The following is a 22,777-nucleotide window of genomic DNA, read 5'->3' as shown; positions in this document are numbered from 1 at the left end:
ATCTTTAAAAAAACTTTCTTCCTAAACACAAATGTTTTTTGTTGTTGTTCTTATGAGATTTGCCATATAATAGGGTTATAAAATGTTCACATAATTGTCAAATTTGTTTTATTAATATAATTGAAAATTGTTAAACATAATCGGTAGATATGGAGGGAACGGGAATGATTAGAATGGCTGTTGCTGGTGTCTTGGGTTTTGTTTTAATTTTTATAGAATCGATGATCGTGATGAAAATTAAAGGGTATCATGGAATCGAATTTGGCGGGTTAGCCCCATTTATTAATGTTTGGGCGATGAATTTCTTTTTAGTATTTGCTATCCTTACGCAAATCACTAATTGGTATCAGGATCGTACAGGATTTGAAAATGCAGAAGAAGATAATATTTATTAATAAAAAAAGTGCCTCTATCAACATGTGATGGAGGCACTTTTCGTTATGCGTGTTGTTTTGCTGATTCATTACCTTTGAAAACAGTTTTACGGATGAATGGAACCACCCAGCGGTCAAGACCAAAACGACCTGCGTTGTATCCAGCTGTTAGGATGATGAAGCCTAAGAAAATGTCAGTTGGATTATGAGATACAGTTCCTGCTAAGAAGAAAGAAAAGTTCATTACTAGACCAAAGAACATCGCTGCTGTTGTTAAACATCCTAATAAAAGTCCTAAACCAATTAATGTTTCGCCCCAAGGAACGATGGTGTTGAAAACATCAATGTTTGGAAGTGCAAAGTTACTTAAGAAATCAACATACCAACCATAAAGCACATTTCCTTCTGGACCTGATACTGGTTTCGCGATTGCACCTTTTAAGAAGCCAGAAGCGTCGAACCCGCCGCCTGTTAATTTTCCTAAACCAGCTGTGAACCAAGAATAACCAAGGTATAAACGAATGACAGTCAAAATAACTGCAGAAATTTTATTTTCTCTTAAAAATTTGTTAAACATAAAGCATTCCGCCCTTCAAAAATTAGTTTGTATTTGATAGTTACACTATATAAGATTTTACGAGTTAACAACACGAGCATAGTGATAAGTTCACACTTTGTTAAAAATGTTTTGTCAGAATCTTGAACAACTTGTTGAAAATTACTTTGCAGCTGTTAGGCTGTTGCTTTTGCTTTGCTGCCTTCAGTTTTCATTGTTTTACGGATGAATGGAACTACCCAGCGATCTAGACCGAAACGACCTGCATTATAGCCAGCAGTTAAGATGATGAAACCTAAGAAAATGTCAGTTGGGTTATGAGATACAGTACCAGCTAGGAAGAAAGAGAAGTTCATCACTAAACCAAAGAACATTGCTGCTGTTGTTAAACATCCTAATAAAAGTCCTAAGCCGATTAATGTTTCGCCCCAAGGGACGATGTGGTTGAAGAAATCAATGTTTGGTATTGCAAAGCTATCTAAGAAGTGAACATACCAGCTATAAACCATGTTGCCATCTGGACCTTTTACTGGATTAGCAACCGCTCCTTTTAAGAAACCAGAAGCATCGAACCCGCCACCTGTTAATTTTCCTAAACCTGCTGTAAACCAGGAATATCCGAGATATAAACGTAAGACTGTCAATATTCCAGCCGCAATTTTGTTTTCTCTTAAGAAATTCATAAACATTATAAAGCCATCTCCTTGTTAAATATGTTTTAAATATTTATTACACTGCTAATATAACAAATTAATCTTGAATTGAGGATAAATTGATCACTATTTCACATATCTGTAAAAAAGATTTGAACAAATTGTTAACAAGGGTTTAATACCACTGAAATCACAAGTTTTTTAAAAGGTTCTTGTTAAAACTAATATCATTAGTTATAATTTAACTAATGATATTAGTTAAGGGGGTTTGGGATTGTGAGATTGCTCAATAACGGTTTTTTATATCAGGTAACTTTTATGGCAAGTGTTTTTCCGGTTAATTGTTATTTGGTCGAGGAAGAGTATGGATTAACTTTGTTGGATGCAGCCCTGCCATTTAGTATGAAGGGAATTTTAAAAGCATCAGAAACAATTGGAAAGCCGATTACAAAAATAATTTTGACTCATGCACATGAGGATCATGTGGGTGCGCTTGATAGGTTAAAGGAAGCACTGCCAGATGTACCTGTCTATATTTCAGTGAGGGATAACAGAATAATGAATGGTGACACATCACTTGATAAGCACGAGCACCAAACACCGATTAAGGGAGGTGTCCCCAAACAATTGAAGACTAGAGCTAATGTACTTTTAAAAGACGGAGACCTGATCGGATCGTTGGCAGCAATTGAAACCCCAGGACATACACCGGGCTCGATGTCTTTTATTGATACCCGCACGAAAGCCTTAATTGCAGGGGACGCCTATCAAACTAGAGGTGGGATAGCAGTTGCAGGAGACGTAAAGCCGTGGTTTCCATTTCCAGCCTTTGGTACATGGAGCAAGGAGACTTCTTTAGCAAGTGCAAAAAAGTTAGTGAGCTACCAACCTGTGCTTCTAGCAGTCGGACATGGTGAAATGTTGGAGAATCCAATCGGGGAAATGGAAAAGGCCATTAACCGTTTTGAACAGAAATTAATAGTAGGGAGTTAGAGATGGATGTCACCAAGACCAAAGGTTGGACTTGAATTAACAGAGATTTTGGAAGCAGCAGCGGAGTTAGCGGACCAATTTGGAGTGCAAGAAGTTACCTTGGCAAATCTAGCGAAGAAATTAGGAATCCGTCCGCCTTCTTTATATAACCATTTTGATGGACTGGGCGGATTAAGAAAAGAATTGGCCATTTATGGGATAGAACGGCTATATGAGGTATTAGCCCAAGCAGCGATTGGTGTCGCAGGAGACGAAGCTGTAATCATGCTAAGTAAAGCTTATGTTAATTTTGCCCGAAAGCATCCTGGGATTTATGAGGCAACGTTGATGGCACCGGATATGGAGGATGAGGATGTTCAGATTGCGGGTTCTAAGATAGTTGAGCTCACCCTCCGCGTTTTACAGGCTTATAAATTTGAAGGGGACACTGTTTTACATGCAGTCAGAGGCATCCGGAGCATTTTACACGGGTTTTCTTCATTAGAAAAGAGTGGTGGCTTTAAGATGGCGTTAGATTTGGATGAGAGTTTCCAGATGATCATCAAAGCTTTTATTAATGGGATACGGAATCAGTAGAGGACGTAAGCATAGAATTTCCATTATTAGTTAAGAAAGGCTTGCCAATTGGTGAGCCTTCTTTTTGTTAAAAATGTTATAATAATTCTATTAATTAATTTCAAAGGAATGAAATTTATGCGGAAATTTGAGAAACTAGGTTTAGTATTGGATGTTGAAACGACTGGATTAGGTCCGACTACCGACGAAGTAATAGAACTTGCACTGAAATTATTTTCTTATAGAACAGATACAGGTGAGATTCAGGAAATTATTGAGGAAGATTCTTTCTTGCGCGAACCACTTACCAGTTCTGCAAGAAGGAACTATGACCGTGCATTCCAAATTCATGGTATTCCCTATGAAATGGTAGCAGGGAAGAGTTTTATGGATGGTAAAATAAAAACTTATTTCCATCGTGCAGATACTGTATTTGCGCATAATGCTTCCTTTGACCGAAGCTTTCTATTTCATATGTATCCAGAAGTGAATGATTTAAAGTGGTACTGTACAATGCGCGGTGTTAAATGGAAGAACTATGGTTTTCCAAATGGTAAACTTCTAACCCTATTACAGGCGCACCAAATTACAAACCATCAAACACATAGAGCACTTGACGATATTACATACCTCATGGACCTGCTCAGAAAAACCAGTCCGAATGGAAATCTCTATCTTCAAGAAGTACTCGAAAATGGACCAATGAGAAAATACCAGCCAGCAGCCTCGCGAACCAAAATGGGATCATAATAGGCAAAAACGAAACAGACCAAATCTCAGCGATTTGGTCTGTTTTTTTGTGGAGTGTCCGTGTTTCAACTGTCCACCTGAGGTGGACAGGCACCACAACTGCACCACTATAAATATCTTTCTTCGATGATTTTGCAATGGTGCATTTGGTGGCCTGCGATGATGTAGGCGATGGATCGAGTTGTGATTTCCATTCCGTTTGCGTTGCCTTTGTTTTCCCATGCTTCAGTGGGAAGGTTTTGGATTAGGGTGATGGTTGCGTTTCTGACTGCTTTGAAGTCTTCTAGGATCGTTTTCACGGATAGGTTGTTTGTTTGTGCTGCCTGGACATATTGGTTCTCTTCAAACCCAGCTAAAGGTGTTTGATCGCCCCGGCCCACACGCAAAAGGCGGTAGCTCATGATTCTTTCGGTGTCGGTTATATGGCCGAGTACTTCTTTGATACTCCATTTGCCTGGTGCATATGATTTTAAACTGACTTCTTCTGAAATACCTTCGAAAAGAGAAACTGTCTTTTCAAGATTTACTTTTAACAACTCTACTAAGTCACTTTCAGGAACTAGGTCAACATAGGGTACATAATAATCGGGATATTCATTTTTTTCTGGACGTTGGAACATAAGATTCTCTCCTCCTATTTTTAAACTATACAGCAAGCCTACCATAATATTTGTAATAATTGAATAATTGGAGGCAGGATTAATGGTGCAGAAAACTGACAGTATTTTTAATGAAAAATTTTTTATAACCGCTTACAAATTATTATTGACGAATATTGTCGAGGGTGATATTCTATGTATACAGTTAGTTTGTTAGTTCACTAAACAAATTAATTGGGAAATTTAAACACTCTCGAGAAGGTAAAAAATAGTATTAAGTATTTTTGTAAAGGGATTCAGAAAAATAAGCCTAAAATTGTCTTAGCAATTATTAAAAGGGTTTTCATTATTATTTTAGAAAGATTTATTAGGAGGGTTAAAGATGGCTAGAGCATTGCAACAGAAAGTAGAAACCCCACAAAATGTTGGGCAAGCAGTACGTCCATTTGGGATGAAAGATAAGATGGGTTATTTATTCGGTGATTTTGGAAACGATTTCTTCTTTATTCTAGTTGCAGCATTCTTAATGGTATTCTATACAGATATTTTCCATATCAATCCAGCTCAAGTAGGTCTATTATTTATGATTGCACGTCTTTGGGATGCTTTTGCTGATGTAACATGGGGCCGTTTCATTGATACTAGAAAGGCTACAGCTCAAGGTAAATTTAGACCATGGATCTTTAGAATGTCATTTCCGCTCGTTATCTCAGGAATCTTGATGTTTGTACACATACCTGGCATGTCTAATGGATTTTATCTTGCTTATGCATATATAACGTATATTATCTGGGGAACATTATATTCTACTGTTAATATTCCTTATGGCTCAATGGCTTCTGTTATCACAGCTGATCCTGTTCAACGTACAGCGTTATCAAGCTGGAGAACATTAGGTGGTAACCTAGCAGGTTTAATTATAAACGTGGCTGGCCCAATGATTTTATTTGTAAACAATAGACCGGATGCGAATCGCTTCCTAATCGCTGCATTACTTTTCGGCGGTCTTGCAATTGCTTGTTACATGGCTTGCTATAAATTATCTGTTGAACGTATTACACTGGATGAAAGTAATAAACAAAAGGTGAACTTAGGCACAACAATGAAGGGCCTTGTTAAAAACAAACCATTAATGGTGTTCCTTGTTGCAGCTTTAACATTCATGATTGTGTTTATGTTAATTGGTACGGTTAACGTATATCTATTTAAGGATTATTTCGGAAATGCGAAAGCGTTAAGTATGGTTGGTTTACTTCAATCAGTTGCAGTATTCGTGGCAATGCCATTTGTACAGCCGTTAGTAAAGAAATTTGGTAAAAAAGAAGTGGCTTCAGGCGGTTTATTATTAGCTGCTCTTGTATATGCAGTTTTATATTTCCTTCCAAGCTTATCAGCAATGCAATTTATCGGTGTTTTAACAATTGCAATGGTTGGTTACGGTGTTTTTAACCTTGTTGTTTGGGCTTTTGTTACTGATGTAATTGATTATCATGAATATTTAACTGGTTTGCGTGAAGATGGAACCGTTTACTCCATTTATTCAATGGCTCGTAAAATCGGTCAAGCGGTTGCTGGCGGTGTTGGTGGTGCAGTAATTGCAGCAGTAGGTTACACTGCTGGTGCACAAACACAAACTGAGGAAACTTTACAAGGAATTCATACACTTGGCACTTTAGTACCTGCAGTGGTACTGGGTGTAGTATTCTTACTGATTGTGTTCTTATATCCATTAAACAAAAAGCGCACTGAACAACTTGCAATTGATTTAGCTGAAAAAAGAAAAGCATAATATTTAATTAAAGATAAGGTTGTTATGTCTGTTTCATAACAACCTTATCTTTTTTTGCAATATTGAGCTGTATAAACTAGTCGATAAATATATGCTGATTCCACATCTATGAACGGTTGGGGAATGTATTCCTAATAAAGAAACTCGCCAATTTGGCGAGTTTTACTTATATACCATAACGATGCCAATACGACTGTCGTTTCGGTACGTATTTTACGGTACCCTTTCTGAAGTTGAAAGGGGGTTCTTTGTTAGATTAACGAACTATAGATTAAATGTTAACGCTTGCATTTTTATTTGATTGGCTAAATTTTAGATTCAACATCGGAACCTCTAAGAAATGTTTAATTGCAAGAGCACAAGCTCCAAGAACAGCAGAGTTTCTGCCAATTGAAGAAATCTGTAATGCACGGTAATGGCTAATAGAAGAATTCAAATTTCCTCTTATTTTATCGAGAGCATTCGGATACATCCGTAGAAGCTCGCTATCAAGCACAAGCACATCCGGATTGTACATGTTTATCATATTATTTAAACCAATAGAGAGGTAGAAAATAAATTGTTCCATCAATTGATGTACTTCTTCGTCATCCCCATCCAGCCATTTTTGGATATCTTCGTAGGTAACAGAATTCATTTTCCTTGTTTCTAATAAATGCTTGAATAGTGCATTTTCTGATGCATATCTTTCCCAGCAGCCTTTATTCCCGCAATTGCATTGTATTCCATTTGGGACAACAATCATATGGCCAATCTCGCCAGCAAACCCGTCATGTCCGCGAAAGAACTCGTTGTTCATCATCATTCCTAAACCAATACCGGAATAAAGAGTGGCTGATAATAAGTTATCTGTCTCATGATGCACATATACCCGCTCAGCAAAAGCACTTAGGTTCGCATTGTTTTCTATAAACACGTTGATGTCGATGTGTCTTTCAATATCATTCTTAAGAGATATATTATTCCATCCTAACCGTGGTACATAGTGAATGGTTTCATCTTTTCCAACTAGACCATGAATGGCAATAACAATTCCAATAATTCCATATCGACTGTAAGCGTATTCAGATTTATAGGCTTTTATATGCTCAACTAAGAGATTCAATATCTCTCTGTAGTCAGTCGTATTTGTTTCAATCCTTTTGGAGTTGATAGGAGTTCCCGTAAGATCAGAAACCGTAAATGAAATATGGTCAAAATCAAGGTCAATGCCAAGAGCATAGCCTGCCTCACTGTTAATAGAAAGCATAATAGGTTTTCTTCCAACTGTATAATGCTCAAGTTGTGTTTCTACTATAAGATCTTCTTCTATTAAATCAGCAACCTGTGCTGAGATGGTTGCACGTGTAAGTGCGGTAACTTTTGATAAATCTGCCCTAGATATTAAACCTTCTTTGACAATCTCTCTAAGAATAATCGAGCGATTGATTTTTTTTATATATGACGCGTCACCGGTAATCATTTGCATCCTCCATTCGAGCCGCTTTTCTACTATAACAATAGTATAACAGGTAATCTCATATAGGTCTCTGTCGATTAGCAAAAAATTATAAACTGCCAATTGACTTAACAAAATAAACGTGATAAGTTAGTAATGTAATTAATTTGTTTACTAAACAAATTAAGAAATATCTTTTCTTGAAATTATTTAATAAATTTGTAAGGGTTTACAGAAAATAGTAGTTATTGGAGGGTATCGAAATGAAAAACTTTTTAGAAAAAGACTTCTTGTTAGATACAGAAACATCCATAAAGTTATTTGAAAATGCAGCAGAGGGGTTACCGATTTTTGATTTCCACTGCCACCTAGATCCACAAGAGGTTTGGGAAAATAAGTCATATGAGAGTATTACTCAACTATGGCTAGGCGGAGACCACTATAAATGGCGTACAATGCGTATGAACGGTATTGGCGAGAAATACATTGCTGGTGATGGTTCTGATTGGGAGAAATTCGCTGCTTGGGCAGAAACGGTGCCAAACCTAATCGGCAACCCGCTTTATCATTGGACTCACATGGAGTTGAAAATGTTCTTTGGAATTGAAAAATTACTAAGCCCATCAACTGCACGGGAAATTTACGATGAATGTAATGAAAAGCTAAAAACTTCAGAATACACAGCAAGAGCTTTTATTGCGAAATCAAATGTGAAATTTATTGGGACAACAGATGATCCTAATTCCACATTGGAATACCATCGTTTATTAAACAATGATGAAACTTTTGCTCCCATTATTGCACCAACTTTCCGTCCAGATGGAGCTCTATTCATCGAGCGTCCTACATTTGTAACTTGGATTGAGAAATTAGAAGAGGTTTCAGGAATTAAAGTAGATTCAATAGAAGGTTTCTTGATTGCACTTGGGCAGCGTGTTGATTTCTTCCACGAAAATGGCGGTCGTGCGTCTGACCATGATATTCAAAAAATGGAATATGTAGAAACCACTAAGGAAGAAATTGAGGTTATTTTCAAAAAAGGGTTGCATGGTGAACAGCTTTCTAATGAAGAACTAATCGCTTACCGTTGGTTCCTTTTAACTGAGCTTGGAAAAATGTATGCTGAAAAACAGTGGGTCATGCAGCTTCATATGGGTGCATTAAGAAATAACAATACAAAAATGAAAGAGCTAATTGGTCCAGACACAGGATTTGATTCTGTCGGTGAATCAAATTTTGCTGAAGGTATATCTAAATTCCTTGATACTCTTGAACAACAAAATGCTTTACCAAGAACAGTATTGTTTAACCTTAACCCGAAAGATAATCCAGTTCTAGCGGGTATGATGGGGAACTTCTATGAAGAAGGCGTTCCTGGTAAAATTCAATTTGGTTCTGGCTGGTGGTTTAATGACCATATCGATGGAATGGAAAGACAAATGAAGGATCTTGCAAACGTAGGTCTGTTGAGCCATTTTATTGGTATGCTGACTGATTCACGCAGCTTCCTTTCCTATGCGCGACATGAATACTTCCGTCGTATTCTTTGCAATCTATTAGGTGAATGGGTAGAAAGAGGACTAGCGCCTAATGATATGGCATTCCTTGAGCAAATGGTTAGAAATATTGGATACAAAAATGCGGAAAAGTATTTCTTAGAGCGTTAATTCAGATACTGTTACTGGACTTCATGATGTAGAATTGTTATGTTTATACTATTATGTCGAAAGTCATCTAGCAATATCATGAAGTGTTTGACAAAAGTACGAGTGAACATTGCTAAATAGGACTAGGGAAGAAAGAGGGATAAAAATGTCTAAACAACAAATTGGTGTCGTAGGGTTGGCAGTCATGGGTAAGAACCTTGCTTTAAATATTGAAAGCCGCGGTTATTCTGTCGCTGTTTTCAACCGTTCTTATGACAAAACAGAAGAATTTCTAAAAAACGAGGCTGAAGGAAAAAACTTTGTAGGTGCACGTACTGTTGAAGAATTTGTAGATTCTTTAGAGAAGCCTCGCAAAATTTTATTAATGGTTAAAGCAGGTACGGCAACGGATGCTACAATTGACTCCTTGAAGCCATTTCTTGAAGAAGGCGATATCCTGATTGATGGCGGAAATACATTCTTCCAAGATACAATCAGACGAAATAAGGAACTAGCAACTGCTGGATTCCATTTCATTGGAACAGGTGTTTCAGGTGGAGAGGAAGGCGCATTAAAAGGTCCTTCTATCATGCCTGGAGGTAAAGAAGAAGCGTATAACCTTGTTAAACCAATCTTAGAAGCCATTTCTGCAAAAGTAGAGGGCGATCCTTGTTGTACGTATATTGGTCCAAATGGTGCAGGTCACTATGTGAAAATGGTTCATAACGGAATTGAATATGGTGATATGCAATTAATCTGTGAAGCCTATTTTATTTTGAAAAATGTACTTGGTTTAGAAGCGCAAGAGCTTCATGAGGTTTTTGCTGAATGGAATAAAGGTGAATTAGACAGCTATTTGATTGAAATTACAGCTGATATCTTTACAAAAGTTGATGAAGAAACAGGTAAGCCAATGGTTGACTTAATCCTTGATACTGCTGGTCAAAAGGGTACAGGAAAATGGACAAGCCAAAATGCTTTAGACTTAGGTGTTCCACTTCCAATTATCACTGAATCTGTATTTGCCCGATTTATTTCTGCAATGAAGGATGAGCGTGTTAAGGCAAGCCAGGTTCTTAATGGACCAGAAGTTAAGGCATTTGAAGGCAATAAAGAAGAATTAATCGAAGCAATTCGTAAAGCATTATATATGAGTAAAATTGTTTCTTATGCACAAGGTTTTGCACAAATGCGTGCTGCGTCTGAAGAATATGATTGGAATCTTCGCTACGGCGATATCGCAATGATTTTCCGCGGCGGTTGTATCATCCGTGCGCAATTCCTACAAAAAATTAAAGACGCGTATGATCGCGATCCTGAATTAAGAAACTTATTATTAGATCCTTACTTTAAAGAAATCGTTGAAAATTATCAGCAGCCATTACGTCAAGTTCTTGCTGTTGCAATTGAACGTGGTATCCCAGTACCATCATTTGCGAGCGCAATTGCTTACTATGACAGCTACCGTACTGAAACACTTCCTGCGAACCTGCTTCAAGCACAACGCGACTATTTTGGTGCACATACGTATCAACGTATTGATAAAGAAGGAGTATTCCACACAAACTGGATGGAATAATGGTTCTGTAAAAAACACCTGCAAAAGGAGACAAAAACCAGCTTTAAAAGCTGTTTTTGTCTCCTTTTTATTTGTCTGGAAACTGTAGTAAAAAAGCAATATCAGTCAAATAATAAAAGATATTGAGCAGTTTTAGAGAATGTTTTTTGTGTTTATCTGCAATATAATATAAATATGTTAAGTGAACAAACTATTATGTTAACGCTTACTTATAAGGGTGTGGAAGCAATGGAAAAGTTAACTAGCTCTTCATTTAGAAAAAGAATAATGGATGAGTGGATCTACGGTTTCTACCGTATTCAAGGAGTTGACTTTTACAACTTTAATTTTCACTCACATCAAGAATATGAGATTTACTTTTTTCATTCAGGTGATTGTAAGTATTTAATAAACAATCGGATATACGAGTTGCAGCCTGGTGATATCATCCTTTTAGACGGTATGACTTTGCATAAAGCAAATCCAGGAACAGACAGTACGTATACAAGAAGTATGATTCATTTTTCACCTTTATGGCTGCAGGAATCATTAATTGGACTTGGAGTTCCTAATTTGTTGGATCCGTTTAAAAAACTTCATAATTGCTTCCTTCGTACAGGCTATGATGAATTTGGACAATTTGTTGATGGCAGGATTAAGGAAATAGCCAGTTCGCTCACTCATATTGATGAAGAAATGCAGCGGACAGGTAAGAAAAATGATTTTATCGAGGCTGAAGTAAAACTTGAGTTGATTCAATTATTGATGGGGATATATAAAAGAAGTCAAAATGAATTGTCTCAAGTGACGAGTAAAAGGTCAGAAAAGGAACTTCATGCAGAGTCTATTGCCTCTTGGATTAACGATCATTATTCTGAAAAAGTCAGTTTAGACAGAATTGCAGCGGAACTAAGTCTAAGTAAGTATTATGCATCACATGTCTTTAAAGAAGTTACTGGCTTTACAGTGATGGAATACGTAATGGCTTGCCGGCTTAACCAGGTAAAGTATTTGTTGGAAATGGAGCCTGATCAATCACTAACAGATGTTGCACGGACAACAGGATTTGAGAGTGTAGCCCATTTCAGCCGTTTTTTTAAAGAGAAGGTCGGCACCACTCCTTCACAGTATCGAAAAACAAAACGCAGGTAGCCATAAGGAGGAAAAAAATAAATGAATCAAGATTTACTGATTTCAGGATTTTCAGATGAAATCTCATCTGACTTTGATACCCAGCTTGAGGTTGTCTCAAATTTAGGAATGAAATATATCTCGTTACGTGGCATTGATGGGAAAAATATTGGTGATTTTACAGTAGAGGAAATTAAAGAAACTGTTCAGCCGAGGCTTCAAAAAGCTGGAATTAGCGTTTCATCCATTGGATCACCAATTGGAAAGGTATTTATCAATGATGAAGAAGGCTTCGCGAAACAAAAGCTTATGTTGGACTCGCTTTGTCAAATTAGTAACTTTCTAGATTGTAAATATATAAGAATCTTCAGCTTCTATATTCCTAAGGGTGAGGATGCGGATCAATATCGTAGCCTAGTTGTTAGCAAGCTAAAAGAATATGCTGCAATTGCAGAAAAATACAATGTGATATTACTGCATGAAAATGAAAAGGATATCTTTGGTGATATCGGCACACGCTGTCATGAAATTTTAACAGAAGTTGGATCTCCTTACTTTAAAGGAATATTCGACTTCGCTAATTTCGTACAGTGCGGTGATGACACACAGGAGTGTTACGATCTCTTAAAAGATGAGATTGTTTATATACACATAAAGGATGCTGTAACAACTGATAGCCAAAATGTTGTCTGTGGAACTGGTGATGGCAAAATTCCAGAACTCTTAGCTAAATTTATTAAGAGCGGCTATAAAGGCTTTTTAACTCTCGAGCCACATCTCGTTCTCTTTGATTCTCTAAAGGATTTAGAGCTCGAGGATGCGACCGAAATCATCAAGGACAACAAAGGGTTGGATGGTGCCGGCGGATACAAGCTTCAATATGAAGCTTTACTAGAAATTCTTAACAAAATTGAAAGCGAGGGAATGTAATTATGGCTAATGTAAGATTAGGGATTATTGGATTAGGTGCAGAAGGTGGAATGTATGCTAATTTCATTTCTGAAGGCAAAGTTAAAAATATGGTGATTGGTGCGATCTGTGACAATGATCCTGCTAAAAAACAAGTAGCAGAAGAGAAGTATCCTGGTGTTCCTTTCTACGATAATTATATCGAAATGATGGAAAGCGGTGACGTTGATGCGGTCGTTACAACTGTTCCGCATTACCTCCATCCAGAAATGGGAATTGAAGCATTAAAACGGAATATCCATGCATTAGTGGAAAAACCAGCTGGTGTTTATACAAAACAAGTTCAAGAGTTAAACGACTTTGCAGCAACAAAGCCTGAAGTTAAGTTTGCTATCTTCTTTAACCAGCGTACTAATCCACTTTATAAAAAAGTAAAAGAACTTATTGATAATGGTGAGATTGGCAGCATTCGCAGTACCAACTGGATTATTACTACCTGGTGGAGACCGCAAGGGTACTACGATCAAAGTGAATGGAGAGCAACTTGGGGCGGAGAAGGCGGCGGTGTCCTTGTAAACCAAGCGCCACACCAAATTGACTTACTTCAATGGATTTGCGGCATGCCGAAAAAGGTTTATGCAAAAATAAACTATGGCTCTCAGAGAGATATTGTGGTTGAAGACGATGTGACTGCAGTATTTGATTATGGAAATGGTGCTACTGGTGTATTTGTAACTCGTACACACGATGTAGTAGGGACAGACCGTTTAGAAATCGTTGGAGATAAAGGGAAAATTATTGTAGATAAAAGTAGTAAAGTTACCATTAAACGTCTTGTAAAACCTGAAAGTGAAATGAGCGCAACAATGAGCATGCAAGATGTGATGAAGATTTTCATGGGCGGCAGCCAAGATGATGTTTTCTCTGAGGAAGTACTAGATTTTGGTAATGTTTGGGGCGAACAGCACATTGCAGTATTAGAAGACTTTGCTTCTGCGGTTGTGGAAGGAACTCCATTATTAGCTCCAGGCAGCGACGGAATTAATGGTGTCAGACTTGCAAATGCTATGCACCTGTCAAGCTGGTTAGGCAAGGAAATCGAAGTACCATTTGATGAAGATTTATTCCTAGAAGAATTAAATAAACGTATTGCTGAAGAAGGTAAATATCCGGTTAGAAAGTAATCTGACAAATGAAACGAACTCATCGCTAATAGAGCCTTGAGTTCGTTTCAAATGAAGGGGAGAAGCAAATGCTGAAAGTAGCAGTTATAGGGCTGGGGACGATTTCACACATCCATATTCCAGCGATAAAAGCTAACCCAAATGCTGAATTGGTGGCTGTCTGTGATAATGATGAAACATTATCAAATTCAGTACCAGGAGCAAACTTTTACAGTAACTATGAAGTATTGCTAGAAAACGAAGACTTAGATTGTGTTCATATCTGTCTGCCCCATTACCTGCATTACCCTGTTACGAAGGCTTGTGTGGAAAAAGGTGTTCATGTTTTTCTAGAGAAACCATTGGGTCTGAACAGTGAAGAAGGGCTTGCTCTGGTGAAAATAGAGGAAGAGAACAAGAACGTTAAAATCGGTGTCTGCCTGCAAAATCGCAACAATGAATCATTTGAAAAGCTTCAAGAAATCATCCGCTCTGGTGAATATGGTCCTATTAGAGGAGTTAAGGGTCTAGTAGCTTGGTTTAGACCAAAACAATACTATGACATCCAGCCGTGGCGCGGGCAATGGAAATATGCTGGCGGTGGAGTGATGATTAACCAAGCGCTGCATACGTTAGACCTCATGCAGCTGGTTGGCGGTGAAATTGAATCGATTAGAGGTTCAGTTGATCAACTATTGGATTATAACATCGAAGTGGAAGATACGGCTTCCGCACGATTCCAGTTTAAAAGTGGAGCTAAGGGGTTATTCTTTGCTACGAATGCAAATGCAGATAATTCTAGTGTCGAACTTGAGGTTCTTTTTGAAAAAGAAAGGCTCATAATCAAGGATAGCATTCTGACAAGAGTGAATGAAGCAGGTGAAAAGGAAGAGTTGATGGAGGATGCCAAGCTGCCAGGTTCAAAACATTATTATGGAGCTAGTCATGCAAAAACCATTAATCAATTCTATTCCGCAATCGTCAAAAAAACAGAAGACTATATTCATGCAAAAGATGCACTAGCTTCAATTGCGATAATTGATGCGATTCATCTGTCATCAGAGAAAAAACAATCAATAAAAATGGAGGTATTTCAATGAATAAGGGAAAAATCGGCGTTCAAATGATGATGCTTAAGGGCAAAGTTGAAGAGCTAGGTGCCTATGAAACAATGAGAAAAGTAAGTGAGCTTGGATATCACGCTGTTGAAGTTTCTCAAATCCCTATGACACCAGAGAACGTAGCGGAGATAAAAAGGGCGAGCGAAGATTTTGATATTAAGATTGCGGCTCTTTCTGCTGCGGTAGAGCCAATGCTTCCTGGAATGCCTGGTGAGACATTAACAAATGACTTTGAAAAAATCGTAAACGATTGCAAGACCCTTGATTGTAATTATTTGCGAATTGGCATGATGCCGTTAATGGCTATGGGGAATAAAGATACAATTATGGAGTTTATTGGTAAAGCTGAAGCAATGGCTCACAGATTAGCGGAGCACGGAATTGAATTGTATTACCATACACACCACTTGGAATTCCAAAAATTTGATGGTGAATATTTATTGGATATTATTAAAAACAACACCGCTAAGCTTGGATTTGAATTAGATGTTCACTGGATTCAAAGAGCAGGCGTAAATCCTGTGGAATTTGTTAAAGGATATGCCGGCCGTATTTCACTCTTACACTTGAAGGATTATCGAATTGGACAAATGGATTTAAGTGAAATTGACTTCAAGAAGGATATGGCTAAATTCTTTAACATTTTCACGAATACAATTGAATTTGCTGAACTCGGTGAAGGAAACCTTGATATCGAAGCAATCATGGAAGCTGGACTTGAGAGTGGTGCACAGTATTTCTTGGTAGAACAGGATGATACGTATGGACGCGATCCATTCGAATGCCTTGAGGTTTCTGCTAATCACTTGAGAAAGCTAGGATATGCTAACTGGTTTTAACAGAGTGAAATAGGAAAATACACAAAAGGCAGTGCGTATCCGCTGCCTTTTGTGCTGGAATAATTCCACTGAAATATTTGTTTTATCATTAGAAAACAATATGAGTAAAAAAAATAGAATAATAAAGCAGGGTCAGATAATGATTATTGTATCTCGGTGCAATATAATTACCGTAGGTAAACAAAGAATTATATTTAGTAACGCTTACTTCTAAGGTCATTTTAGGGAACTAAATACGCTGATTGGTTTTAATATAGTAAAAAAATAAAAAACAGAAATGAAGTAGAATTTCGCCTCCTTTTTTTATCGGGGAAATTTGGTACCTTTATAGCATTTTTAGGTATTTTCTTACGAAAAAAGGTATTCTATCAATAAAATATTTAGAAAATTAAAAACATATTGACTAAATATAGCCGAGATGATATTCTTAGTTTAATAATTAGTTCATTAAACTAATTAAAAAATAGAATAATATTTTTCTAGCAATTATATTTTTTTATTCATAAATGAAAGGGTTTTCATAGAAGGGAGTGGCATGTAAAGGGGAATTATTTTTTTGATGAAATAAGTATAAACAGGGGAATGGTTGATTAATTTTTCTAACATTCAAAATAATGAAAGCGGTTAACTACAAGGGGGCGCAATTATGTCAAATGTAAAAGTGGATCAATACAACACTGCGAAATTATGGCAAATAGGGTTGTTTACTTTAAATAATACCTCATCAAATCTTCACTTATTTGTATTAGGTTTTGTCACTTATTATGCAACTGGAATAGCTGGACTAGCAGTTATGGTGGTAAGTTCACTATTAATGGCGGCGCGGTTATTCGATGGTATCATCGATCCGGCGATTGGCTATATCATCGATAAAACAGAGGGGAAATTCGGTAAGTTTACGCCGCTGATTGTTATCGGTAATATCATTTCAGCAGGTACAATCCTAATTATCTATAATGTAACGCATCATTTACCAGCGTCTGCACAATTTCTTTTCTTTACTGCGATGTTAATTGTGAATAAAATTGGTTATTCATTGCAAACAAGTGTTACAAAGGCTGCGCAAACGGTTTTAACAAATAATCCAAAGCAGCGCCCATTATATGCAATTTTTGACGGAGTTTATAATGCAGCACTTTTCACTGGCGGACAAATTTGGGTTTCAGCTGTTCTAGTAGCTAAGCATGGCGGGTTTAATCTTGGTTTGTTTACGGAATTAAATGGCTATGGACTCCTTCTTTCTGCAGTATTTGCGGTACTAGCAATCGTAGGGATTTGGTCAAAAGATAAGAAAGAATTCTATGGATTAGCGGAAGAAGGAACACAAACGACTCTTCGTGAATATTGGGGAGTTATTAAAGGAAACAAACAATTACAATTGCTTTCACTTTCGGCGTCTTTTGATAAATTAGCAACGAGTATCGGTCGTTATTCTGTAGTCGGAGTTATGTTGTTTGGTATTTTGCTAGGAGATTACGCACTAAGCGGAAAAATTGGTCTTATTACACTAGTACCAACATTAGTGATTACTTTCTTAGTAGTGGGAATTGCAAGAAAGACAGGTTTAAAGAAATCCTATGTTACTTCAGCATGGATTGGGATGCTTTCCTACTTGGCATTGATTGCTCTATTCTTACTAGTTGATCCTTCAGCGGTTTCACTATCTAGTATTGGAATTTCTACTATATTATTCTTAGCCCTATATTCTTTAGCCATTGGATTTGCAAGTATTCCAACAACGCTTGTTGTTCCTATGATTGCTGATGTTTCGGACTATGAAACACATAAATCTGGACGGTATTTACCAGGAATGATGGGCACGATTTTCTCATTCATTGATCAGCTCGTTTCATCATTAGCACCAACAATCGTAGGTGTAGTGGTTGGTTTCATTGGTTACAAAGAAAAATTCCCTGAGGTTGGGGAAGCGGTAACAACACCATTGTTTGTTGTTACCTTAATACTAGCATTCGGTTTACCAGCGCTATGTTTGTTAGTATCTATTACAGCAATGAAATTCTATAAACTAGATCATAAAGAAATGGAAAAAATTCAATCTGGTATTGCTGAAATGAAAGCAAATGGGAAAAAAGATAATAAAGTTGCAATTTAAATAATTGGAAATTTGAAACCCTGGCGAATGCTGGGGTTTTATTGCATAAAAAAACCAATTCACATTTTATTTTCGTGAATTGGTTACGATTGGTTTATGCTTTTCAAGTGGTAAGTAATCTGTGTTTTTCTCACGCTAACTTTTAATTTTGTGATTCATCAAAAGCTAAACTTAACTCTTTAACATCTAAAAAGTTCTTAATCGCTAAGGCACATGCACCCATACTGCAAGCATTTTTACCGAACTCTGAAATCTCTAGTTTTCGATATTGACCCACGGTAGATGTTAAATGGGCTTTAATTTCTTCTAATGCATTCGGATATAATCGAAGCAATTCACTATTAATTACTAAAATCTCTGGATTATAGAGGTTGATAATATTGTTAAGCCCATATGAAAGAAACTTAATATAATCTTTCATTAACTTTTTTGTAGCGGGATCCTCTTCGCTTAACCAATGATCAACTTCATCATAGGAGACATACTCTTCATGATGAAGTTTTGACAATTGCTTCAAAAAGCTTGATTCCGAAGCGTATTGTTCCCAACAACCGTGATTTCCGCATCTGCAGGGAAGACCATCAGGTACAATAATCATATGACCAATTTCACCAGCATAGCCATCGCAGCCCTTTAGCAGCTTACTATTTACCATAATTCCCAGCCCGATACCTGAATACAAACTAACAGATAATAAGTTTTCACTTTGATAATGTTTATAGACGATTTCAGCAAATGAACATAGGTTTGCGTTGTTTTCAATATAAATATTGATACCGGTTTCATTTTGTAAATCTGCCTTTAATTTTTTATTATGCCATTGATGATGTGGGACAAAATAAATACTTTCATCGTTATTGACGATACCATGTATTCCAATTACTGCTCCTATTAATCCATAGGGTGCATGGGAACATCTTTTTTTATAGTGTGCGATTCGTTCCACCAACAGTTCTACAATTAGGTTGTAATCAGATGCTTCTATTTCATTAGACTGTGTATCCACCGATGTGCCACTTAAATCAGATAAGGTGAATGTTATGACCCTATTATCTAAGTCTATTCCTAAAGAATATCCTGCTTGCTGATTAATCGATAACATAATAGGTCTTCGTCCTAGATTCTTATGTTCTTGGTGGGTTTCAATAATTAACTCTTCTGCTATTAATTCTGCTGCCTGCACAGAAATAGTAGCTTTGTTTAAGCCGGTAATTTTTGCTAAATCTGCTCTAGATATCATGCCATGTTCAATTATTTTACTAATAATTATGGATCGATTTATCTTTTTAATATATGAAGCATCTCCCGTGACCATATTAATCACATCCTTTTAAATTTCTAGAGAAAAGATAAATATTTTGGTCTGCATATTTATTGACGTAAACTATCCATAATGATATTATACAGGTAATTAGTTTGTTTGGTAAACAAATTAAATTGCTATTTTAAAAATTATTTTCCAAACAAATCATTTTTAATTCCTTTTGTAAGGGATTACACAATTTTTATTAGATGGAAAAAGTAAATACATGGAATAATATCCCTTGAGGAACACTTAAGTAGAAAAGGAGTGAAACAGATAAATGGGTATTCTGCAGGACTTATTAAAAGATATTCCAGTGCCAAAAATGGCAAAGGTAAAAGTGAGATTTGATGATAAGAAAATCGATAATTTAGAACAAGCTTTGATGGGGAAATTACAACAAGAGCATATTCAGGCATCGGTTCAGCCTGGAATGGAAATAGCTTTAGCAGTTGGAAGCAGAGGACTTGATCGTCTCGTAGAATTAACTGCAGTTACAGTTAAATTTCTAAAAGAACTTGGTGCAAAGCCATTTATTGTTCCTAGTATGGGCAGTCATGGCGGTGCCACAGCTGAAGGACAGCGTGAGGTACTGGCACATCTTGGTGTAACTGAAGAAAGTGTTGGCTGTGAAATTCGTTCTTCCATGGAAGTGGTAAAAATCGGGGAACTGCCAAATGGATTACCTGTTTATGTTGATCAATATGCGGCAAACGCAGATGGTATTGTCGTGATTAACCGCATTAAACCGCATACTGCATTTCGAGGCCCGGTTGAAAGTGGCATTATGAAGATGATCAGTATTGGGTTAGGGAAGCAGAGGGGTGCCGAGGCTTGTCACCAATTAGGCTTCAAGTATATGGCTGAAAACGTACCTGCGATGGCAAAGATGATTATGGAGAAAAAGCCATTTCTTTTTGGTGTAGCCACGATTGAGAATGCATTTGATAAAGTCGCAGTGGTGGATGTGCTTTCTCCTGAAGAAATTATTGAGAGAGAAGCAGACCTGCAGGCGAAGGCGAAAGAGTTATTACCAAAACTTTTCTTTGAACAATTAGAGGTTCTTGTCATTGATCAAATTGGAAAAAATATCTCCGGTGATGGGATGGATCCGAATATTACTGGTCGATATCCTACTCCTTATGCCCACGGAGGACCAGACGTAAACAAAATGGTCGTCCTCGGCTTAACACCGCAAACAGAGGGAAATGCCAATGGTGTCGGAACTGCTGATTTTACAACACAGCGTTTAGTTGACCGTATGGACTTGGAAGTAACTTATGCAAATGGGTTAACTTCTACTGTTGTAGCACCAACAAAGATTGCTACTACATTGCCAAATGATCGTGAAGCGATACAAGCGGCTGTTAAAACAAGTAATATCTTAGATTTTACAAAAGTAAAAATGGTCCGCATTAAAAATACGTTAGAGTTGAGTGAAATTGAAGTATCAGAAGCGTTAGTGGACCATGTGAAACAACATCCAAACATGGAACTCATATCAGAGCTTTTTGAACTTCCATTTGATGAAAAAGGAAACTTATTTTAAAACTAGGGAGAGTTGAAGCATGACAAATTTATTCGATTTATCAGGGAAAACCGCGGTAGCAATTGGAGGAAATGGCGTATTAGGTTCAGCGATGGCAAAAGGCTTGGCTGAACACGGAGCTAAAGTTGCCATCGTTGGCCGTAACTTAGAAACAGCAGAAAAAGTCGTTAAAGAAATCGTAGAAAATGGCGGAGAAGCAAAAGCATTCTCAGCAGACGTAAGCTCAAAGGATTCTTTAGTACATGTTGCTAATGATATTGAACAATGGTCTGGCGGCTGGGATATTCTATTGAATGCACCAGGAACAAACAGCCCAACACCGTTTTTTGATTTAGATATGGACGAATACGATAAAATTATGGATATTAACTTAAAAGGTATTGTAATGACTTGCCAAATCTTTGCAAAACGCATGATTGAGCAAGAAAGAAAAGGAAGCATTATTAATATTTCTTCTGTTTCTTCTACGACGCCATTATCAAGAGTATTTACCTATTCTGTTTCAAAAGCTGGACTTAATAGCGTAACTCAATTTTTAGCTCGTGAATTTGCTACAAGCGGAATCCGTGTAAATGCCATTATTCCTGGATTTTTCCCCGCAGAACAAAACCGTAAAATTTTAGACAAAGAAAGAATTGAATCCATCATGGGTCATACTCCAATGAAACGCTTTGGTGAAGCGGAAGAACTTCAAGGTGCTACCGTTTTCCTTGCATCTGATAAAGCATCAAGTTTTGTTACAGGTGCATTACTTCGTGTTGACGGCGGTTTCGGAGCGATGACAATTTAATTCTTGGACATATGGTGAATGTCCATTTAATATGTTAAATAGTGGATTATTCAGAAAGTACGTGGGGGAGATGAGACCTTGCTAACAGAGAAATATAATAAATTACAGTCCATTCTCCGGGACATGGAATCAGTCGTTGTAGCATTTTCAGGTGGCGTAGATAGTACATTTCTACTAAAGGCAGCTGTTGACACATTAGGGGAAGATCATGTCTTAGCTGTCACAGCAGATTCGGAAACCTACCCTTCCAGCGAATTGGAAGAGGCCAGGGTTTTAGCTGAAAAAATTGGTGTTCGGCATCAAGTCATTGAAACCTCTGAATTAGCGATTCCTGGTTATGCAGAGAATAACAAAAATCGTTGTTACTTTTGTAAAAGCAGCCTATTCGATCATCTGCTGCCAGTAATGGAAGAAAAGGGATTCCATAATGTGATTTATGGGGTTATCGCCGATGATATGAATGAACATCGACCAGGAATGCAAGCAGCGAAGGAGAAGGGCATACGAGGCCCGCTGCTAGAGGCAAATTTGTTTAAACAGGAAATCAGAGAGCTTTCACAGCAGTTTGATTTGCCTACATGGGATAAACCATCCTTTGCCTGTCTATCTTCAAGGATCGCTTATGGGGAATATATTACAAAAGAAAAGCTGACAAAGGTTGAGCGAGCAGAAAGCTTTTTAAAAAGTCTTCGTATTCGCCAGGTGCGTGTTCGCACCCATGATGAGATCGCTAGAATTGAAGTAGAACCAAATGATATGAAAATAGTTCTGGAAAATCATGATTCCATTGTTCAGGAGCTTCAGGATTACGGATATAAATATATTACTTTGGATTTGCTAGGGTATCAGAGCGGCAGTATGAACAAGGTGTTATCGTAATAAAAGAAGAAGGCTTTGGAAATTTCCAAAGCCTTTTCTAACATAAATGTCAACATTGATAGTTGAAAA

General features: G+C 37.2%; 21 protein-coding genes. 16 read left to right on the top strand and 5 right to left on the bottom strand.

Features of this window, described 5'->3' with window-relative positions:
* Window positions 1–164 precede the first annotated feature (164 nt).
* The gene (locus ABC255_RS26290; RefSeq protein ID WP_412998077.1) at window positions 165–395 is read left to right on the top strand and encodes a hypothetical protein; all 231 of its coding nucleotides are present in this window, start codon (window positions 165–167) and stop codon (window positions 393–395) included.
* 43 nt (window positions 396–438) lie between these two features.
* Here the strand turns inward: ABC255_RS26290 and ABC255_RS26285 are convergent, their stop codons facing one another.
* Both ABC255_RS26285 and ABC255_RS26280 read right to left on the bottom strand, forming a co-directional pair.
* Window positions 439–951: a DoxX family membrane protein gene (locus ABC255_RS26285; RefSeq protein ID WP_412998076.1), complete on the bottom strand. Its 513-nt coding sequence runs from the start codon at window positions 949–951 to the stop codon at window positions 439–441.
* 155 nt (window positions 952–1,106) lie between these two features.
* Window positions 1,107–1,619 (bottom strand): DoxX family membrane protein, encoded by a 513-nt coding sequence (locus ABC255_RS26280; protein ID WP_412998075.1) that lies wholly within the window; start codon window positions 1,617–1,619, stop codon window positions 1,107–1,109.
* Window positions 1,620–1,859: 240 nt separating this feature from the next.
* Between ABC255_RS26280 and ABC255_RS26275 the strand changes: the two genes are divergently transcribed.
* From ABC255_RS26275 to ABC255_RS26265, 3 genes are all read left to right on the top strand, one after another.
* Complete coding sequence (locus ABC255_RS26275; RefSeq protein ID WP_412998074.1) at window positions 1,860–2,576, top strand: MBL fold metallo-hydrolase; 717 nt, start codon at window positions 1,860–1,862, stop codon at window positions 2,574–2,576.
* A 6-nt stretch (window positions 2,577–2,582) separates the two neighbouring features.
* Entirely contained in the window at window positions 2,583–3,152 is a 570-nt protein-coding gene (locus ABC255_RS26270) for a TetR/AcrR family transcriptional regulator (RefSeq protein ID WP_412998073.1), read from the top strand.
* Window positions 3,153–3,269: 117 nt separating this feature from the next.
* On the top strand, window positions 3,270–3,881 hold the full coding sequence (locus tag ABC255_RS26265; protein ID WP_412998072.1) for an exonuclease domain-containing protein: 612 nt from the start codon (window positions 3,270–3,272) through the stop codon (window positions 3,879–3,881).
* Between the two features lie 107 nt (window positions 3,882–3,988).
* Here the strand turns inward: ABC255_RS26265 and ABC255_RS26260 are convergent, their stop codons facing one another.
* Window positions 3,989–4,501: a DinB family protein gene (locus ABC255_RS26260; RefSeq protein WP_412998071.1), complete on the bottom strand. Its 513-nt coding sequence runs from the start codon at window positions 4,499–4,501 to the stop codon at window positions 3,989–3,991.
* 361 nt (window positions 4,502–4,862) lie between these two features.
* Here ABC255_RS26260 and ABC255_RS26255 point away from each other — a divergent pair, with 361 nt between their 5' ends.
* Entirely contained in the window at window positions 4,863–6,269 is a 1,407-nt protein-coding gene (locus tag ABC255_RS26255) for an MFS transporter (protein WP_412998070.1), read from the top strand.
* A 271-nt stretch (window positions 6,270–6,540) separates the two neighbouring features.
* On the opposite strand, the gene ABC255_RS26250 is transcribed toward ABC255_RS26255, so the two are convergent.
* Window positions 6,541–7,731, bottom strand: coding sequence for an ROK family protein (locus ABC255_RS26250; protein WP_412998069.1), 1,191 nt, complete (start codon window positions 7,729–7,731; stop codon window positions 6,541–6,543).
* Window positions 7,732–7,970: 239 nt separating this feature from the next.
* Here ABC255_RS26250 and uxaC point away from each other — a divergent pair, with 239 nt between their 5' ends.
* The 8 genes from uxaC (at window position 7,971) to ABC255_RS26210 (ending at window position 18,187) form a co-directional block, all read left to right on the top strand.
* A complete protein-coding gene (uxaC, locus tag ABC255_RS26245) occupies window positions 7,971–9,374 on the top strand; it encodes a glucuronate isomerase (protein ID WP_412998068.1) in 1,404 nt (467 codons plus the stop codon).
* A gap of 145 nt (window positions 9,375–9,519) precedes the next feature.
* Window positions 9,520–10,932, top strand: coding sequence for an NADP-dependent phosphogluconate dehydrogenase (gndA, locus tag ABC255_RS26240; RefSeq protein ID WP_335531916.1), 1,413 nt, complete (start codon window positions 9,520–9,522; stop codon window positions 10,930–10,932).
* A 174-nt stretch (window positions 10,933–11,106) separates the two neighbouring features.
* On the top strand, window positions 11,107–12,063 hold the full coding sequence (locus tag ABC255_RS26235) for an AraC family transcriptional regulator (protein WP_412998067.1): 957 nt from the start codon (window positions 11,107–11,109) through the stop codon (window positions 12,061–12,063).
* Window positions 12,064–12,084: 21 nt separating this feature from the next.
* A complete protein-coding gene (locus tag ABC255_RS26230; protein WP_412998066.1) occupies window positions 12,085–12,972 on the top strand; it encodes a sugar phosphate isomerase/epimerase family protein in 888 nt (295 codons plus the stop codon).
* 2 nt (window positions 12,973–12,974) lie between these two features.
* Window positions 12,975–14,135 carry a Gfo/Idh/MocA family protein gene (locus ABC255_RS26225; RefSeq protein WP_412998065.1) on the top strand — a complete coding sequence of 387 codons (1,161 nt, stop codon included), beginning with the start codon at window positions 12,975–12,977 and terminating at the stop codon, window positions 14,133–14,135.
* A 68-nt stretch (window positions 14,136–14,203) separates the two neighbouring features.
* On the top strand, window positions 14,204–15,214 hold the full coding sequence (locus ABC255_RS26220) for a Gfo/Idh/MocA family protein (protein WP_412998064.1): 1,011 nt from the start codon (window positions 14,204–14,206) through the stop codon (window positions 15,212–15,214).
* Window positions 15,211–16,074, top strand: coding sequence for a sugar phosphate isomerase/epimerase family protein (locus ABC255_RS26215; protein ID WP_412998063.1), 864 nt, complete (start codon window positions 15,211–15,213; stop codon window positions 16,072–16,074). The genes ABC255_RS26220 and ABC255_RS26215 overlap by 4 nt, the downstream gene beginning before the upstream one ends.
* Window positions 16,075–16,720: 646 nt before the next feature.
* Window positions 16,721–18,187, top strand: a complete 1,467-nt coding sequence (locus tag ABC255_RS26210) for an MFS transporter (RefSeq protein ID WP_412998062.1) — start codon at window positions 16,721–16,723, stop codon at window positions 18,185–18,187.
* 142 nt (window positions 18,188–18,329) lie between these two features.
* On the opposite strand, the gene ABC255_RS26205 is transcribed toward ABC255_RS26210, so the two are convergent.
* Window positions 18,330–19,502, bottom strand: a complete 1,173-nt coding sequence (locus ABC255_RS26205) for an ROK family transcriptional regulator (RefSeq protein ID WP_412998061.1) — start codon at window positions 19,500–19,502, stop codon at window positions 18,330–18,332.
* Window positions 19,503–19,770: 268 nt separating this feature from the next.
* Here ABC255_RS26205 and ABC255_RS26200 point away from each other — a divergent pair, with 268 nt between their 5' ends.
* From ABC255_RS26200 to larE, 3 genes are all read left to right on the top strand, one after another.
* The gene (locus ABC255_RS26200) at window positions 19,771–21,039 is read left to right on the top strand and encodes a nickel pincer cofactor-dependent isomerase, group 22 (RefSeq protein WP_412998059.1); all 1,269 of its coding nucleotides are present in this window, start codon (window positions 19,771–19,773) and stop codon (window positions 21,037–21,039) included.
* Between the two features lie 19 nt (window positions 21,040–21,058).
* The gene (locus ABC255_RS26195) at window positions 21,059–21,829 is read left to right on the top strand and encodes an SDR family oxidoreductase (protein ID WP_412998057.1); all 771 of its coding nucleotides are present in this window, start codon (window positions 21,059–21,061) and stop codon (window positions 21,827–21,829) included.
* A 78-nt stretch (window positions 21,830–21,907) separates the two neighbouring features.
* Window positions 21,908–22,708 carry an ATP-dependent sacrificial sulfur transferase LarE gene (larE, locus tag ABC255_RS26190; protein WP_412998055.1) on the top strand — a complete coding sequence of 267 codons (801 nt, stop codon included), beginning with the start codon at window positions 21,908–21,910 and terminating at the stop codon, window positions 22,706–22,708.
* Window positions 22,709–22,777 lie beyond the last annotated feature (69 nt).

The sequence above is a fragment of the Neobacillus canaveralius genome, from assembly GCF_047237705.1.
Taxonomy (GTDB): domain Bacteria; phylum Bacillota; class Bacilli; order Bacillales; family Cytobacillaceae; genus Neobacillus; species Neobacillus niacini_K.
The sequence above is the reverse complement of the archived record's forward strand: the minus strand, read 5'-3'. Positions and strand labels throughout refer to the sequence as shown.

Bases quoted from the DNA above. Each gene is read 5' to 3' on its own strand.
- ABC255_RS26290 (WP_412998077.1), top strand. From the start codon at position 165: ATGATTAGAATGGCTGTTGCTGGTGTCTTGGGTTTTGTTTTAATTTTT.
- ABC255_RS26265 (WP_412998072.1), top strand. From the start codon at position 3,270: ATGCGGAAATTTGAGAAACTAGGTTTAGTATTGGATGTTGAAACGACT.
- ABC255_RS26200 (WP_412998059.1), top strand. From the start codon at position 19,771: ATGGGTATTCTGCAGGACTTATTAAAAGATATTCCAGTGCCAAAAATG.
- ABC255_RS26215 (WP_412998063.1), top strand. From the start codon at position 15,211: ATGAATAAGGGAAAAATCGGCGTTCAAATGATGATGCTTAAGGGCAAA.
- gndA (WP_335531916.1), top strand. From the start codon at position 9,520: ATGTCTAAACAACAAATTGGTGTCGTAGGGTTGGCAGTCATGGGTAAG.
- ABC255_RS26230 (WP_412998066.1), top strand. From the start codon at position 12,085: ATGAATCAAGATTTACTGATTTCAGGATTTTCAGATGAAATCTCATCT.
- ABC255_RS26260 (WP_412998071.1), bottom strand. From the start codon at position 4,501: ATGTTCCAACGTCCAGAAAAAAATGAATATCCCGATTATTATGTACCC.
- ABC255_RS26280 (WP_412998075.1), bottom strand. From the start codon at position 1,619: ATGTTTATGAATTTCTTAAGAGAAAACAAAATTGCGGCTGGAATATTG.
- ABC255_RS26285 (WP_412998076.1), bottom strand. From the start codon at position 951: ATGTTTAACAAATTTTTAAGAGAAAATAAAATTTCTGCAGTTATTTTG.
- ABC255_RS26210 (WP_412998062.1), top strand. From the start codon at position 16,721: ATGTCAAATGTAAAAGTGGATCAATACAACACTGCGAAATTATGGCAA.
- ABC255_RS26270 (WP_412998073.1), top strand. From the start codon at position 2,583: ATGTCACCAAGACCAAAGGTTGGACTTGAATTAACAGAGATTTTGGAA.
- ABC255_RS26205 (WP_412998061.1), bottom strand. From the start codon at position 19,502: ATGGTCACGGGAGATGCTTCATATATTAAAAAGATAAATCGATCCATA.
- uxaC (WP_412998068.1), top strand. From the start codon at position 7,971: ATGAAAAACTTTTTAGAAAAAGACTTCTTGTTAGATACAGAAACATCC.
- ABC255_RS26225 (WP_412998065.1), top strand. From the start codon at position 12,975: ATGGCTAATGTAAGATTAGGGATTATTGGATTAGGTGCAGAAGGTGGA.
- ABC255_RS26250 (WP_412998069.1), bottom strand. From the start codon at position 7,731: ATGATTACCGGTGACGCGTCATATATAAAAAAAATCAATCGCTCGATT.
- ABC255_RS26195 (WP_412998057.1), top strand. From the start codon at position 21,059: ATGACAAATTTATTCGATTTATCAGGGAAAACCGCGGTAGCAATTGGA.
- ABC255_RS26220 (WP_412998064.1), top strand. From the start codon at position 14,204: ATGCTGAAAGTAGCAGTTATAGGGCTGGGGACGATTTCACACATCCAT.
- ABC255_RS26255 (WP_412998070.1), top strand. From the start codon at position 4,863: ATGGCTAGAGCATTGCAACAGAAAGTAGAAACCCCACAAAATGTTGGG.
- ABC255_RS26235 (WP_412998067.1), top strand. From the start codon at position 11,107: ATGTTAAGTGAACAAACTATTATGTTAACGCTTACTTATAAGGGTGTG.